The 16,076-nt window shown below is 72.0% G+C and carries 11 protein-coding genes; 4 read left to right on the top strand and 7 right to left on the bottom strand.

Going from position 1 to position 16,076, the window contains the following annotated elements; all coding sequences use genetic code 11:
* The first annotated feature begins 32 nt into the window (after positions 1–32).
* Both E6R60_RS04715 and E6R60_RS04720 read left to right on the top strand, forming a co-directional pair.
* Positions 33–1,766 (top strand): ABC transporter ATP-binding protein, encoded by a 1,734-nt coding sequence (locus E6R60_RS04715; RefSeq protein WP_136325123.1) that lies wholly within the window; start codon positions 33–35, stop codon positions 1,764–1,766.
* Entirely contained in the window at positions 1,766–3,697 is a 1,932-nt protein-coding gene (locus tag E6R60_RS04720) for an ABC transporter ATP-binding protein (RefSeq protein ID WP_136325124.1), read from the top strand. Before E6R60_RS04715 ends, E6R60_RS04720 begins: the two co-directional genes overlap by 1 nt.
* A 31-nt stretch (positions 3,698–3,728) precedes the next feature.
* Here the strand turns inward: E6R60_RS04720 and E6R60_RS04725 are convergent, their stop codons facing one another.
* The 6 genes from E6R60_RS04725 to E6R60_RS04750 all read right to left on the bottom strand — a co-directional run bounded on the left by E6R60_RS04725 (position 3,729) and on the right by E6R60_RS04750 (position 12,649).
* Positions 3,729–4,853, bottom strand: a complete 1,125-nt coding sequence (locus E6R60_RS04725; RefSeq protein WP_136325125.1) for an RNA polymerase sigma factor — start codon at positions 4,851–4,853, stop codon at positions 3,729–3,731.
* A gap of 211 nt (positions 4,854–5,064) precedes the next feature.
* Entirely contained in the window at positions 5,065–6,969 is a 1,905-nt protein-coding gene (gene dnaG / locus E6R60_RS04730; RefSeq protein WP_136325126.1) for a DNA primase, read from the bottom strand.
* A gap of 781 nt (positions 6,970–7,750) precedes the next feature.
* Positions 7,751–9,010, bottom strand: coding sequence for an FAD-dependent oxidoreductase (locus E6R60_RS04735; RefSeq protein WP_136325127.1), 1,260 nt, complete (start codon positions 9,008–9,010; stop codon positions 7,751–7,753).
* A gap of 400 nt (positions 9,011–9,410) precedes the next feature.
* A complete protein-coding gene (locus tag E6R60_RS04740; RefSeq protein WP_136325128.1) occupies positions 9,411–10,739 on the bottom strand; it encodes a deoxyguanosinetriphosphate triphosphohydrolase in 1,329 nt (442 codons plus the stop codon).
* A gap of 36 nt (positions 10,740–10,775) precedes the next feature.
* Positions 10,776–11,717, bottom strand: coding sequence for a sirohydrochlorin chelatase (locus E6R60_RS04745; RefSeq protein ID WP_136325129.1), 942 nt, complete (start codon positions 11,715–11,717; stop codon positions 10,776–10,778).
* An 89-nt stretch (positions 11,718–11,806) separates the two neighbouring features.
* Entirely contained in the window at positions 11,807–12,649 is an 843-nt protein-coding gene (locus tag E6R60_RS04750; RefSeq protein ID WP_136325546.1) for a Cof-type HAD-IIB family hydrolase, read from the bottom strand.
* 117 nt (positions 12,650–12,766) lie between these two features.
* Between E6R60_RS04750 and E6R60_RS04755 the strand changes: the two genes are divergently transcribed.
* A complete protein-coding gene (locus tag E6R60_RS04755) occupies positions 12,767–13,498 on the top strand; it encodes an ElyC/SanA/YdcF family protein (protein ID WP_136325130.1) in 732 nt (243 codons plus the stop codon).
* 107 nt (positions 13,499–13,605) lie between these two features.
* The gene (locus E6R60_RS04760; RefSeq protein WP_136325131.1) at positions 13,606–15,744 is read left to right on the top strand and encodes a molybdopterin oxidoreductase family protein; all 2,139 of its coding nucleotides are present in this window, start codon (positions 13,606–13,608) and stop codon (positions 15,742–15,744) included.
* Here the strand turns inward: E6R60_RS04760 and cutA are convergent.
* On the bottom strand, positions 15,696–16,034 hold the full coding sequence (gene cutA / locus E6R60_RS04765; RefSeq protein ID WP_136325132.1) for a divalent-cation tolerance protein CutA: 339 nt from the start codon (positions 16,032–16,034) through the stop codon (positions 15,696–15,698). The two genes, E6R60_RS04760 and cutA, sit on opposite strands and share 49 nt — an antisense overlap.
* Positions 16,035–16,076: the final 42 nt, after the last annotated feature.

The raw sequence follows: 16,076 nt of genomic DNA on the forward strand, positions 1-16,076 counted from the left end.
ACTCCCGACCTCGCCGACTCCGAGAGACACGCGTGCTCATAAAACTCCTGCGGGCCTGTCTCGGTCCGTACAAGAAACCGATCGCACTGCTGGTCGTCTTCCAGCTGCTGCAGACCTGCGCCACGCTCTATCTGCCCACGCTCAACGCGGACATCATCGACAACGGTGTCGTCCGCGGCGACACGGGCTACATCGTCCAGTACGGCGGTGTCATGATCGTCGTCAGCATCGCCCAGGTGGTGTGCAACATCGGGGCGGTCTACATCGGCGCCCGCACCGCGTCCGCCCTCGGCCGCGACATCCGGGCTTCGGTCTTCGACCGGGTGCAGTCGTTCTCGGCGCGGGAGGTCGGCCGCTTCGGCGCGCCGTCCCTGATCACCCGTACCACCAATGACGTGCAGCAGGTCCAGATGCTGGTCCTGATGACCTTCACGCTGATGGTGTCCGCGCCGATCATGTGCGTCGGCGGCATCATCATGGCGCTCGGCCAGGACGTCCCGCTCTCCGCGGTGCTGCTCGCGGTGGTGCCGGTCCTCGGCATCGCGGTGAGCCTCATCGTGCGGAGGATGCGTCCGCTGTTCCGGACCATGCAGGAGCGGCTCGACACCGTGAACCGGGTGCTGCGCGAGCAGATCACCGGCAACCGGGTCATCCGCGCCTTCGTCCGCGACGCCTACGAGGAGGAGCGCTTCCGGGGCGCCAACACCGAACTGACCGACGTGGCGCTGTCCACCGGGCGGCTGATGGCGCTGATGTTCCCGACCGTGATGACGGTCGTGAACGTATCGTCGATCGCCGTCGTCTGGTTCGGCGCGCACCGGATCGACAGCGGCGGGATGGAGATCGGCGCGCTGACCGCGTTCCTCTCCTATCTGATGCAGATCGTCATGTCGGTGATGATGGCCACCTTCATGTTCATGATGGTGCCGCGTGCCGAGGTCTGCGCCGAGCGCATCCAGGAAGTCCTGGAGACCGATTCCTCCGTGGTACCGCCGGTCGACCCGGTGCGCGAGCTCACGGTCCGAGGGCATCTGGAGGTGCGCGGTGCGGACTTCCGCTACCCCGGTGCCGAGGAGCCGGTCCTGCGCTCGGTGGACCTGGTCGCGCGGGCCGGTGAGACAACGGCGATCATCGGGTCCACGGGCAGCGGGAAGTCGACGCTGCTCGGTCTCGTACCCCGGCTGTTCGACGTGACGGACGGCCAGGTGCTGGTCGACGGCACGGACGTACGGACGGTGGATCCGGCCCTGCTGGCGAAGACCGTGAGTCTCGTCCCGCAGAAGCCGTACCTGTTCTCCGGGACGGTCGCGACGAATCTGCGCTACGGGAATCCGGACGCGACCGACGAGGAGCTGTGGCACGCGCTGGAGATCGCGCAGGCCAAGGAGTTCGTCGAGCAACTGGAGCACGGGCTCGACGCGCCGATCGCACAGGGCGGCACCAACGTCTCCGGCGGGCAGCGGCAGCGGCTCTCGATCGCCCGGACGCTGGTGCAGCGGCCGGAGATCTACCTCTTCGACGACTCCTTCTCGGCCCTGGACTACGCCACGGACGCGGCGCTGCGTGCGGCGCTGCTGCGGGAGACGCGGGGGGCGACCGTGGTGATCGTCGCGCAGCGGGTGTCCACCATCCGCGACGCCGACCGGATCCTGGTGCTGGATGAGGGCCGTGTCGTCGGCTCCGGCAGTCACCACGAACTGATGGACGGCAATGAGACCTACCGGGAGATCGTTCTCTCGCAGCTGACGGAAGCGGAGGCCGCGTAATGGCCGGGCCTGGCGGACGCATGATGGCGGGCGGGGCGCCGACCGAGCGGTCCATGGACTTCAAGGGCTCCACGAAGCGGCTGCTGAAGCGCTTCGCGGCCGAGAAGGCCACCCTGTACGTGATGCTGGTGGCCGTGGCGCTGAGTGTGGCGCTCTCGGTGGTCGGCCCGAAGATCCTCGGCAAGGCGACCGACCTGGTGTTCGCCGGGGTCGTCGGCCGGGGCATGGACGCGGGGACGACGAAGGAGCAGGCCGTCGAACGCCTGCGCCACAGCAACAGCGGCCTGGCCGACATGCTCTCCAAGGTGGACTTCACCCCGGGGCAGGGCATGGACTTCGACGCGATCGGCCGGGTGCTCCTCGTGGCGCTGACCGTCTACGTCGGGGCCGGCCTGCTGATGCTCGTGTCGACGCGGCTGTCGATCCGGGTGATCAACCGGGTCGTCTTCCAGATGCGCGAGGACATCCAGACCAAGCTGGCGCGGCTGCCGCTGTCGTACTTCGACCGGGCCAAGCGCGGTGAGGTGCTGAGCCGGGCGACGAACGACATCGACAACATCTCGCAGACGCTGCAGCAGACGATGGGGCAGCTGATCAACTCGCTGCTCACCATCGTGGGCGTGCTCGTGATGATGTTCTGGATCTCGCCGCTGCTGGCGCTGATCGCGCTGGTGACGGTGCCGCTGTCGGTGGTCGTGGCGACACGGGTCGGCAAGCGCTCCCAGCCGCAGTTCGTCCAGCAGTGGAAGGTGACGGGCAAGCTCAACGCCCACATCGAGGAGATGTACACCGGCCACACCCTGGTGAAGGTCTTCGGGCGGCAGGAGGAGTCGGCGCGGGACTTCGCCGAGCAGAACGACGCGCTGTACGAGGCCGGGTTCAAGGCGCAGTTCAACAGCGGCATCATGCAGCCGCTGATGATGTTCGTGTCGAACCTCAACTACGTCCTGATCGCGGTCGTCGGCGGGCTCCGGGTCGCCTCGGGCGCCCTGTCGATCGGTGACGTGCAGGCCTTCATCCAGTACTCGCGTCAGTTCTCCATGCCGCTGACCCAGGTCGCCTCGATGGCGAACCTGGTGCAGTCCGGGGTGGCTTCGGCGGAGCGGATCTTCGAACTGCTGGACGCCGAGGAACAGGGCGCCGACCCGGCGAAGGGCGAGGGCGAGCACCCCGGGATCCTGCGCGGCAACGTCTCGCTGGAGAACGTCTCGTTCCGCTACGACCCGGACAAGCCGCTCATCGAGGACCTGTCGCTGAGCGTCGAGCCGGGCCACACGGTCGCGATCGTCGGACCGACCGGCGCCGGCAAGACGACGCTGGTCAACCTGCTGATGCGGTTCTACGAGGTCACCGGGGGCCGGATCACCCTCGACGGCACCGACATCGCGAAGATGTCGCGCGACGACCTGCGCTCGGGCATCGGCATGGTCCTCCAGGACACCTGGCTGTTCGGCGGGACCATCGCGGAGAACATCGCCTACGGCGCCTCGGGCGACGTCACCCGGGAGCAGATCGAGGAGGCGGCGCGGGCGGCCCACGCCGACCGCTTCATCCGCACCCTGCCCGACGGCTACGACACCCGCATCGACGACGAGGGCTCGGGCGTCAGCGCGGGCGAGAAGCAACTGATCACCATCGCCCGGGCGTTCCTGTCCGACCCGGTGATACTGGTGCTCGACGAGGCGACCAGCTCCGTCGACACCCGTACCGAGGTGCTGATCCAGAAGGCGATGGCGGGCCTGGCCCACGGTCGTACGAGCTTCGTGATCGCGCACCGGCTCTCCACCATCCGGGACGCCGACGTCATCCTGGTGATGGAGAACGGTGCCATCGTCGAACAGGGCACGCACGACGAGCTGCTGGAAGCGGACGGCGCCTACGCCCGGCTGTACGCGGCGCAGTTCGCGCAGGCGGTCGCCGAGGTCGACTAGGGCAGTGACCGGCCGCGGCTGCCCGGGCTGTTCAGTCCAGGTAGCCGCGGAGCTGGTCGGCGAAGGCGTGGTCCCGGAGCTTGCTGAGGGTCTTGGACTCGATCTGCCGGATGCGTTCGCGGGTCACGCCGAAGATCCGCCCTATCTCCTCCAGCGTGCGCGGCCGCCCGTCGGCCAGCCCGTAGCGCAGCTGGACCACCTTGCGCTCGCGCTCGTTGAGCGTGGAGAGCACCGTCTCCAGGTGTTCGCGCAGCAGCAGGAAAGCCGCGGACTCCACCGGGGACGCGGCGTCGCCGTCCTCGATGAGGTCGCCGAGCGAGACGTCGTCCTCCTCACCGACCGGGGCGTGCAGGGACACCGGTTCCTGGGCCAGGCGCAGGACCTCCCCGACCCGTTCCGGTGTCAGGTCCAGCTGCTCGGCGACCTCCTCGGGCGTCGGCTCGTAGCCGCGCTCCTGGAGCATCCGGCGCTGGACCCGGACCACGCGGTTGATGAGTTCGACGACGTGGACCGGGACCCTTATGGTCCGCGCCTGGTCGGCGAGCGCGCGGGACATGGCCTGACGGATCCACCAGGTCGCATACGTCGAGAACTTGTAGCCGCGGGCGTAGTCGAACTTCTCGACCGCCCGGATCAGCCCCAGGTTCCCCTCCTGGACCAGGTCCAGCATCGTCAGACCGCGGCCCACGTAACGCTTGGCCACGGAGACGACGAGCCGGAGGTTGGCCTCGATGAGGCGGCGCTTGGCCATCCGCCCCATCACCACCAGCCGGTCCAGGTCGACGGCCAGCCGCGTGTCGGGGTCCGGGGTCCGGGCCAGGCGCTCCTCGGCGAACAGTCCGGCCTCCACGCAGCGGGCGAGTTCCACCTCCTCGGCGGCCGAAAGGAGCGGGATGCGGCCGATCTCCCGCAGATACTGGCGGAAGAGATCGGACGAGGGCCCCCCGGTCTCGGGGCGGCTGCGCGGCTCCGGCGGTTCGGTGAGCTCCGACTCCTCCATGACGGCCTCGGGCGGCTCCGGTGGTGATTCGGGCGGGTTCTGCGGGGCTGCCAGGGGTGTCGGCGGGTCCGCCGCGGCCTCGGGGTGGTGAACGGCCCGGGATTGCACGGGAAAGGCCGGGACACGCTCGGTCTCGGTCACGGTCCGGGTCTGCACGGGGGCGACCTCCAGGTGATCGCTGCCGGACCGCGGAGAGGGAGGACCACCCTTCGGTGGGCCGGCCGCGCGTCCGATGACTCAGGCACCGCCACCCAGTGTGGGGTACGACACACAGCCGCCACGAGGGGCGTGCGGGGACTTTCTGAATCCGTGCCGTGACCGGGCGATTACCAGGACGCGGGCCGGGACCTGGCGGCCCGGGACGCCCTCAGAGCGCCGCGGCGCCGTGGTTGCGCAGGGACTGGGCGTACTGCTGGAGGACCCACACCTCGTTCTGCGCGGCGGCCAGGTGGTCCGGAGACACGTTGCTGCCGAGGCGGGCCAGGCTGCCCTGGACCTCGTTGATCCGGCGGTCGACGGCGCGCAGGCGGACCTTGACCAGGTGCTCGCCCGCGTACGCCTCGTCGATGGTCTTGCCGTGGAAGACCTCGACCGCGAGCTCCGTGACCAGCTTGCGCACCGCGTCATTGGGGGTCGCGTCGAGCACCTGCACGAGATACTCGCGGGTCTCGGGGACACCCAGCTCCGCTCCGCCCGCCTCCGCGATGCACTGGCGGACCGCTGCGTACGGCGGGGCGGTGAACTCGTCGACCCCGTACGCGTCGAACGCCGGGGAGACCAGGGCGGGCTTCTGCAGGGCGAGCTTGAGCAGCTCCCGCTCGGTACGGTGGGCCGGGCTGCGGAGATTGAGCGCGGGGCCGGACTGCGGTGCGGCGGACGCGTGGACCTCCTGACGCCGGGAACCGCCGCGCGCGGCGGGCGCCGGGCCCCGGTCGCCGCGGCCCCGGGCCCACTGGGCGAGCTGGTTGACCCGGTGCACGACGTACTCCTGGTCCAGGATGCCGACGAAGCCGGCCAGCTGGACGGCGACCTCGCGCTGCACGCTGCCCGTCTTGATCTTGGCGACGACCGGTGCCGCCTCGTCGAGCGCGGCGGCACGCCCCGCCGGGGTCTCCAGGTCGTAACGGGAGACGATCTGACGGAGCGCGAACTCGAACAGCGGCGTGCGGGGTTCGACCAGGTCGCGGACGGCCTCGTCGCCCTTGGCCAGGCGCAGATCGCACGGATCCATATTGTCCGGGGCGATCGCGATGTACGTCTCCGCGGCGAACTTCTGGTCGTCCTCGAAGGCGCGCAGAGCGGCCTTCTGGCCGGCCGCGTCCCCGTCGAAGGTGAAGATCACCCGGGCGCTGCCGTTGTCCATCAGGAGGCGGCGGAGGATCTTGATGTGATCGCCGCCGAACGCCGTGCCGCACGTGGCGATGGCCGTCGTGACCCCGGCGAGGTGGCAGGCCATCACGTCGGTGTAGCCCTCGACGACGACGGCCCGGCTGGCCTTCGCGATGTCCTTCTTGGCCAGGTCGATGCCGTACAGCACCTGGGACTTCTTGTAGATCGCCGTCTCGGGGGTGTTCAGGTACTTCGGGCCGTTGTCGTCGTCGCGCAGCTTGCGGGCGCCGAATCCGACGACCTCGCCCGAGGTGTCCCTGATCGGCCACATCAGCCGGCCCCGGAAGCGGTCGATGGGGCCGCGCCTGCCGTCCTGGGAGAGGCCCGAGGCGATCAGTTCCTTGTCGCTGAAGCCCTTGCCGCGCAGGTACCGGGTGAGGTGGTCCCAGCCCGCCGGGCTGTAGCCCACGCCGAAGTGCGCGGCCGCCGCCTGGTCGAAGCCGCGCTCCGCCAGGAACTTGCGGCCGATCTCGGCCTCGGGGCCGTCCAGCTGCTCCACGTAGAACTGGGCGGCCGCCTTGTGTGCCTCGACCAGCCTGATCCGCTCACCGCGCTGGTGGGACGGGTTGTACCCGCCCTCCTCGTACCGCAGGGTGATGCCGGCCTTCGCGGCGAGCCGCTCGACGACCTCCGCGAACGTCAGGTGGTCGATCTTCTGCACGAAGGCGATCGTGTCGCCGCCCTCCTGGCAGCCGAAGCAGTGGAAGAGACCCTTGCTCGGACTGACCTGGAACGACGGGGACTTCTCGTCGTGGAAGGGGCACAGGCCCTTGAGGTTCCCCCCGCCCGCGTTGCGCAGCTGGAGGTACTCCGAAACGACGGCGTCGATCGGGACCGCGTCCCGGACCGCCTTCACGTCGTCATCGTTGATCCTGCCTGCCACGAGTGAAGTCTACGGGTGGACTACGACAGCCCGTCTCCATCGGCCCCGCCGCGGTCTGGGGGGCGGGGTGCGGGTGCTCCGCGGGGCGGCGGGGCCCCTTGCGGGGTGCGGGTTCCCTTGGTGGTGCGGGTGCTCCGCGTTGCGCGGGGTTCCGTCCTCAAGCGCCGGACGGGCTGTGGTGGTACGGGTGCGCGGTGTTGTGCGGGTGTTCGCCTCTGTCCGGTGGGTGGGGGTGGGGTCCCTCCGGGGAGACTCCTCAGAAATGGCATGTGCGGGCGGGTGGGAAAAGGACCGGAGTCGTACGCCATTTCCTGCGGGGACTCCCCTGCACGCCCCCACCCGGCCTCAGTCGCGTGTGCACACCGGCCCTGCGACTGTCGCACACGCACGGCGGGCGGGTTCGGGGGCGTGCAGGGGAGTCCCCGCAGGACGACGAACATCGACCCGGGTTCGGCTGCGTACCCGCCGAACGTTCGTCGTCTGAGGAGACGCCCCGGAGGGACCCCGAACCCCCACCCACCGGACAGGCGCGGAACTTCGCGGAGCACCCGCACCACACAAGCCCGTCCGGCGATTGAGGACGGAACCGGCCCGCCGGAGCAACCCGCACCCCGCACGGGGACCCGCACATCTCAAGCCCGTCCGGCGCTTGAGGACGGAACCCTCCGCCCCGGAAAGGGGCAACCAAAACAGGGGCCGCACCCCGCAAGGTCCCCCGGCAAGGGGCGACCATGACAAGGCGCCGCCCCCCGCAGGGGCCCGGCCCCGGGTAGGGGCGGGGTCAGACCAGGGAGAGCAGGCGCACCGAGGGGTCGGCCAGCGCGTCCGGGTCGATCGGCTGGCCGCTCCTGATCAGCTCCTGGATGGTCTCCGTGACATCCCACACGTTCACGTTCATACCGGCCAGCACCTTGCGGTCCTTCAGCCAGAACGCGATGAACTCCCGCTTGCCGGCGTCGCCGCGGATCACGACCTGGTCGTAGCTGCCCGGCGGCGCCCAGCCCGAGTACTCGAGGCCGAGGTCGTACTGGTCGGAGAAGAAGTACGGCACCCGGTCGTAGGCGACGTCCTGGCCGAGCATGGCGCGGGCCGCCGCCGGGCCGGTGTTCAGCGCGTTGGCCCAGTGCTCCACGCGGAGCCGGCCGCCGAGGAGGGGATGGGCCACGTTGGCGACGTCGCCGGCCGCGTAGATGTGCGGGTCGCTGGTGCGCAGCGAGGCGTCGACGGCGATGCCGCCGCCCTGCTCGCGGGGGGCGATGTCCAGGCCCGCCGCCTCGGCGAGCGCGGCGCGCGGGGCGGCGCCGATCGCGGCGAGGACGTCGTGGGCGGGGTGTTCCTCTCCGTCGTCGGTGCGGACGGCGAGGACCATGCCGTCCTGGCCGACGATCTCGGTGAGCCGGCCGCCGAAGTGGAAGCGGACGCCGTGGTCGCTGTGCAGGTCGGTGAAGATCTGGCCGAGCTCGGGGCCGATGACCCGGAGCAGCGGGGTGGCCTCCGGTTCGACGACGGTCACCTCGGCGCCGTATCCGCGGGCCGCCGCGGCGACCTCCAGGCCGATCCAGCCGGCGCCGGCGATCACCAGGTGGCCGTTGTCGCGGCCGAGGGCGGCCAGCACGTTGCGCAGCCGGTCGGCGTGGGCGAGGCGGCGCAGGTGGTGGACGCCCGCCAGGTCGGTGCCCGGGATGTCGAGGCGGCGTGGTTCGGCGCCGGTGGCCAGGAGCAGCTTGTCGTAGTGGACGACGGTGCCGTCGCCGAGTTCCACGGAGCGCGCTTCGCGGTTCAGCGCGGTGACGGGCTGGCCGAGGTGGAGTTCGACGTCGGCACCCGCGTACCAGGCGGTCTCGTGGACGAAGACGCTGTCGCGGTCCTCCTTCCCGCCGAGGTAGCCCTTGGAGAGCGGCGGTCGTTCGTACGGATGGTCGCGCTCATCGCCGATCAGGATGACCCGGCCGCTGAACCCCTCCGAGCGGAGCGTCTCCGCTGCCTTCGCTCCGGCCAGCCCTCCGCCGACAATGACGAACGTCCGATGTGCGTCGACCACTTGATGCCTCCTCGGTGCTTGCTGCGCGGCGCCAACTGCGAGCGTCCCGCACGCAGCGTGATGGCGAAAGAGGGTGTGACCCGATCAGGTCACACCCCGTGGTCATGGGACCAGTCTGCCGACCGGGGCCAGTACCCGGTCGAGCAGGGTGCCGCCGACGGGGCCTGCGTCCCCGCGCGTCGCGGTACGTGTACCCAGCACACCACCCGCGACATGGCCGATCGTCATCGCCGCGCCCCGCTGCCCCGGGACATGCCCGGGAGAGGCGAGAACCGGGAGCGCCCCGGGGCGGCGGAAACCGGGCGCCGGGGGCGTGGCGGCCGGAGTCGCGGAGAGCGGGCTCCGGTGACGCCTCTGGCCGGGGCGGGTCCCTCGGCCGGACCGGGGCGGTGCGGTGCGGTCAGGTGCGGGGCGCGGTGAGCGAGTGGTGCAGGGCGCGGGCCGAGGCGTCGGTGAGGGCGGCGATCTGGTCGACCAGGACCCGCTTGCGGGCGCTGTCGTCGGGGGCGCTCTCGTAGAGCGCGCGCAGCTGGGGCTCCAGCCCTTCGGGGGCCCGGGCGGTCAGGGCCGCGGCCAGCTCGGCGATGACGATCCGCTGGTCGGCGCGGATCGCCTCCTGCTCGGCGCGCTGCATGACGTAGCGGTCGGCGACGGCCTTGAGGACCGCGCACTCGTTCCGTGTCTCGCGGGGCACGACGAGCTCGGCGCCGTATCTGCTGAGGCGTCCGGTGCCGTGGGCCCGGCGGGTGGCGCTCTCGGCGGCGAGGCAGAACCGGCCGATCAGCTGGCTCGTGGCGTCCTTGAGCCGGGCCTGGGCGACGGCCGATCCGTCGTAGCCGTGCGGCCACCAGTCCTGGCCGATGAGCCGGTCGAGGGCGTCGGACAGCTCCTGGGGATCGGTGTCCGCGGGGACGTACCGTCCGATGGCGACGGACGCGATGTCCTGGCGCTCCGGCTCGGCTTCGAGGCAGTTGGGGTCGATGTGCCCGGCGTGCAGCCCGTCCTCGAAGTCGTGGACCGAGTACGCCACGTCGTCGGACCAGTCCATCACCTGGGCCTCGAAGCACTTGCGGCCGTGCGGGGCGCCCTTGCGGAACCAGTGGAAGACCGGCAGGTCGTCCTCGTACACCCCGAATTTCGGCGATCCGGGTTCGGTGGGATGGGCGCCGCGGGGCCAGGGGTACTTGGTGGCGGCGTCGAGCGCGGCGCGGGTGAGGTTGAGCCCGACGCTGACCAGCTCGCCGGTGCGGGTGTCGGGCACGAACCGCTTGGGTTCGAGGCGGGTCAGCAGCCGCAGCGACTGGGCGTTGCCCTCGAAGCCGCCGCAGTCGGAGGCGAAGTCGTTGAGCGCCTGTTCGCCGTTGTGCCCGAAGGGCGGGTGGCCCATGTCGTGCGAGAGGCAGGCCGCCTCGACGAGGTCGGGGTCGCAGCCGAGCGCCGCGCCGAGTTCGCGGCCGACCTGCGCGCACTCCAGCGAGTGCGTGAGCCGGGTCCGCGGGCTGGCGTCCCAGACGTGGCTGCGGGTGCCCGGGGTGACGACCTGGGTCTTCCCGGCGAGCCTGCGCAGCGCCGCGGAGTGCAGCACCCGGGCGCGGTCGCGCTGGAAGGCCGTGCGGCCGGGCCGTTTGTCCGGCTCGGTGTCCCAGCGCTCCGCGTCGGCGGCGCCGTAGGGGGCCGTGCCGGGGGCCTGCGTGCCGTACGTCGTCTCCGTGCCGTCCGTGCCGTTCATGGGGCCGACACTAATCCGCCGGACTGACAGGAGAGCTCAGGCGGAGGCGAGGAAACGTGTGTTCATCAGGGTTTCGTGTGCGGGTGCGCCGCCCGCGCGTGCCTGGTCGTAGCGGTGGAGCAGCAGGCGTGCCATGGCCGGGTGGGCGCCGAGCGGGGCGGCCGCGATCCACGGCGCTTCCGCCGCCGCGACGGAGGCGAAGCGTCCGGGGGCGGTGAAGTACGAGGCGATGGCGACCCGTCGGCGGCCGCGGGCGGCCAGCGCCCGCAGGGCGGCCGGGACGGTGGGCGTCGCGGCGGAGGCGTACGCGGGCACGACGGGCACCCCGCCGAGCCGTTCGCTGAGCAGGTGCGCGGTGCGGCGGGTGTCGGCGGCCGATTCGGGGTCGCGCGAACCGGCGGCGGCCAGGACCACGGCGCTGTTGCGGTTGCCGTCGTCCTCGGTCCGCCAGCCGGCCTCGGCGAGCCGGCCGTGGAGCGCCTCGACCAGCAGCGGGTGCGGTCCGAGGGGGCCGGCGGTACGGGTGCGCAGGGCGGGGGCGCCGGCGACGGCCTCCGGAATGTCCTGCTTCACGTGGTAGCCGCGGCCGAGCAGCAGGGGCACGAGGACCGCCTCGCCGCTCCCCAGGACGCGCAGGGTGTGCGGGAGGAGGGGTTCGTTGAGCTCGATGTGGCCGAGCCGGACGTCGAGCCCCGGCCGCAGTTCCCGGACCCGGTCCAGCAGCTCCGTCACCGTGTGCAGCGCCCGCGGGTCCCGGCTGCCGTGGGCGACGGCGACGAGGGCGGGGGCGGCGGGCAGGAGGGGGCTCACGTTGCTGAGCGGGGGCTGCTGCGGGGTGCGGTCCATGGGCCGTCGGGTTCCGTTCAGGGAGACGAGGCTGAGCTGGGTGCCGAGCTGTGCGGTGATACGGGTCAGCAGTTGCGCCGTGCTGTCGAGGGGCAGGGACTGCTCAGGGCGTTCCGGTGCCGACTGCGTCATGGACCGATGGTGCAGGGCGCAGGTTGCCGCGTCGTTGCGCGCCGGTCACAGCCGTTTTCCGCCACCTCACCGAAAGCCCGTGCCCGGTGTCAGGCGCCCGGTGTCAGCTGGCCGTCCCGGACCGCGGCCGCCGGCCGCACCCGCTCGGCGAACAGCCGCTCGATGACCTGGGCGACCCCGTCCTCCTCGTTGGTGGCGGTGTGCGCCGCCACGGCCGCCAGCACGGAGGGGTGGGCGTTGGCCATGGCGTAACCGGTGCCCGCCCAGCCGAGGACCGTGAGGTCATTGGGCATGTCGCCGAACGCGACGACCTCGGTCGCGTCGATGCCCCGGGCGGCGCAGACCATCTCCAGGGTGCCGGCCTTCGTGACGCCGGGCGCGCTGATCTCCAGCAGGCCGCGGCCGCCCGAGTGGGTGAGCTGCACCTCGTCGCCCGTGCCCTGCCGGGCCGCTGCGAGCAGGGTGTCGGCGTCGAGCCGGTCCGACCAGGCGAGCAGCTTGGTGACGGGGGCCTCGGTCAGCCACAGGTCGGCGAGGGAGGGGACGGGGAGCTCGGCGCCGACGTCGTCGGACATGCGCAGCCGGTAGGCGGGTTCGTACACCACCTGGTTGCCGTTCTCCAGGGCGAAGCCCACCCCGGGCACCGCGGCCGCCAGAGCGGTGGCCACCTGCCGGGCCGTGGCCAGGGACAGGAAGCGGGAGGAGACGACGGTGCGGGTCCCGACGTCGTAGACGAGCGCCCCGTTGCTGCAGACCGCCGTGCCCGTCAGGCCGGTGGCCTCGGCCAGCCGGTCGACGAAGCGGGGCGGTCTGGCGGTGACGATGACGATCTCCGCGCCGGCGTCCTCGGCCGTGCGCAGGGCTCGCAGGGTGCGCGGGGAGAGGGTGCCGTCATCGCGCAGGAGGGTGCCGTCGAGATCGGAGGCGATCAGCCGTGGGAGCAACATCGGCCGATGCTACCGACGGCCCCGGCGGAGAACCGTTTCGGGCGTCCGCTCGTCAAACGGGAGAGGGGACGGCATGACACGACACCAGGGACGGGGGCTTCGATGCGGCTGAAGCCGTGGGGAGGACGGGCGGTCCGCGCGCTGCGGGGGGCCGTCGCCCGGTTGCGGCCGAGGCTGCCGCGGACCCGGCGGGGGCGGCGCCTGACCGTCCAGGGGGTGATGGTGGCGTGCGTGCTCGCGCTGGCACCGGCCACCTGGCTGCACACGGTCGCCGACGCCCGCGTCAGGACGGCGGCGGACGTGCCCGAGCAGCAGGTCGCGGTGGTGTTCGGCGCCGGGCTGTGGCACGGCAGGCCGTCCCCGTATCTCGCGAACCGGCTGCGGACCGCGGCCGGTCTCTACCGGGACGGGAAGGTGAAGGTCGTGCTGGTGACCGGTGACAACAGCCGGGCGGAGTACGACGAGCCGGATGCCATGCGCACGTTCCTGGTCGCGCACGGCGTTCCGGACCGCAGGATCGTCAGCGACTTCGCCGGCTTCGACACCTGGGACTCCTGCGTGCGGGCCCGGAAGATCTTCGGGGTCGAGCGGGCCGTGCTCGTGAGCCAGGGCTTCCACATCCGGCGGGCGATCGCGCTGTGCCGGGCCGCGGGGATCGACGCGTACGGCGTCGGGGTCGACGCCGTACACGACGTGACCTGGTACTACGGCGGGACGCGGGAGGTGTTCGCGGCGGGCAAGGCCGCCCTGGACGCCCTGTTCGAGCCGGATCCGCACTTCCTGGGGCCCAAGGAGGCGGGGGTGGAGAGCGCCCTCGCCGCGGCCGGCCGGTGACGGAGCGGCCCACCTCACCGCCGGGTCCCGGCCGGGCTGAGGTGCGCGTACCGGCGGTGTAACCGGGAGCGGGCGCCCGTGTAACACCCGGCTCGCAGTCTGGGGTCATGACCAGTACCGCGCCTGCCGCCACCGCGACCCACTGCCCGTACTGCGCACTGCAGTGCGGCATGAATCTGCGACCGGTCGCCGGGGACGCGGTCGTCGAGGTGGAGGAGCGCACCGCCTTTCCCGTGAACCGGGGCGCTCTGTGCGGCAAGGGCCGGTCCGCGCCCGCCGTCCTGTCCTCGGCGGTCCGGCTGACCGGTCCGCTCGTACGCGACACGGCGAGCGGTGAGCTGGAGCCGGCCGGCTGGGACGAGGCGCTGGCCCGTATCGCCGAAGGGCTGCGGGGAACGCGTGCGGAGCACGGGGCCGACGCGGTCGGGGTGTTCGGCGGCGGCGGGCTGACCAACGAGAAGGCGTACACGCTCGGGAAGTTCGCCCGGGTGGTGCTCGGCACCTCGCAGATCGACTACAACGGGCGGTTCTGCATGTCCTCGGCGGCCGCCGCGCACCAGCGCGCCTTCGGACTGGACCGCGGACTGCCGTTCCCGCTGGAGGACATCCCGCGGACCGGGTGCGTGATCCTCGTGGGATCCAACCTCGCGGAGACGATGCCGCCCGCGCTGCGCTATCTGACCGAACTGCGGGAGAACGGCGGCCGGCTGATCGTCATCGATCCTCGCCGCACGAAGACCGCCGAGCAGGCGGACCTCCATCTGGCCCCGCGGCCCGGCACCGATCTCGCGCTCGCGCTCGGCATGCTCCACCTGGTGGTGGCGCAGGGCCGGGTGGACGAGGAGTTCGTACGGGAGCGCACCACCGGCTGGGACGAGGCGCGGGCCGGGGTGATGGCCCACTGGCCGGAGCTGGTGGAGCGGCTGACCGGCGTCCCGGTCCCGCAACTGCGGGCGGCCGTCGAGATGTTCTGCGACGCGGAGAGCGGCATGGTGCTGACCGCGCGCGGGCCCGAGCAGCAGGCGAAGGGCACGGACACCGTCGGCGCCTGGATCAACTTCGCGCTGGCCACCGGGCGTGCGGGCCGCCCGCTGTCCGGCTACGGCTGCCTGACCGGGCAGGGCAACGGCCAGGGCGGGCGCGAACACGGCCAGAAGGCCGATCAGTTGCCCGGATACCGCAAGCTCACCGATCCGGTGGCGCGCCGCCATGTCGCGGGGGTGTGGGGAGTCGATCCGGACTCGCTGCCGGGGCCGGGGCGCAGTGCCTACGAGCTGCTGGACGCGCTGGGCGGCGAGGTGCGGGCGCTGCTGGTGATGGGGTCGAATCCGGTGGTCTCCGCACCGCACGCGGGGCACGTGGAGGAGCGGCTGCGGTCGCTGGACTTCCTCGCGGTCGCCGATGTGGTGCTCTCCGAGACCGCCGCGCTGGCGGATGTGGTGCTGCCGGTGACGCAGTGGGCCGAGGAGACCGGGACGACGACCAACCTGGAGGGCAGGGTGCTGCTGCGCCGGCGTGCGGTCACCGCGCCCGAGGGCGTCCGCAGCGATCTGGACGTGCTGCACGGGCTCGCCGGCCTCCTCGGGCACGGGAAAGGCTTCCCGGCCGACCCGGAGGAAGTGTTCGACGAGCTGCGCCGGGCCTCGGCGGGCGGGCCGGCGGACTACGCCGGCATCACGTATGAGCGGATCGCGGCCGAGGACGGCGTCTTCTGGCCGTGCCCGGACACGGACCACGCCGGTACGCCGCGGCTGTTCCTGGACCGGTTCGCGACGGACGACGGGCGGGCCCGGTTCGTGCCCGTCACGCACCGGCCGTCCGCCGAGGAGACGGACGCGGAGTACCCGGTGGTGCTGACGACCGGGCGGGTCGTCGCCCAGTACCAGTCGGGGGCGCAGACCCGGCGGGTGGCGGAGCTGAACGCGGCCGCACCGGGGCCCTTCGTGGAGCTGCATCCGCGGCTCGCCGAGCGGATCGGGGTGGCCGACGGCGGACCGGTGGCGGTCACCTCACGGCGCGGGCGGGCGGTGGCGCCCGCGCGGATCACCGTGGCGATCCGCGAGGACACCGTGTTCATGCCGTTCCACTGGGCGGGTGAGGGCCGGGCCAACACCCTGACCAACCCGGCCCTGGACCCGGTGTCGAAGATGCCGGAGTTCAAGGTGTGCGCGGTGCGTGTGGAGGCTGCGGGCACCGCTCAGGGCGCGGTCACCGGCGCGGTCTCCGCCGATACCCAGCCCAGGTAGCGGGCGCTGCCCCGGAGCACCGGCAGGGCGATGATCTCCGGGGTGTCGTAGTCGTGCGCCTCCTGGAGGTAGGCCTCCAGCTCGTCGTACCGCTCGGCCGTCGTCTTGAAGGACAGCTGCCACTCCTCGGTGGTCTCGATGGCGTTCTGCCACCGGTAGACCGAGGTGAGGGGCGCGGAGATCTGGACGCAGGCGGCGAGCCGCGCCTCCACCGCGCCCTGTGCCAGGAGCCCGGCCTTCTCCTCGCTGTCCGTCGTGGTCAGCACGTTCAGCCATGCGGGCGGTGTCACCTGGGGTCTCCTCGGATCGGGGGCGGGTCCTTCCCCGATTGT

It is taken from the genome of Streptomyces sp. A0642, from assembly GCF_004795105.1.
Taxonomy (GTDB): Bacteria; Actinomycetota; Actinomycetes; order Streptomycetales; family Streptomycetaceae; genus Streptomyces.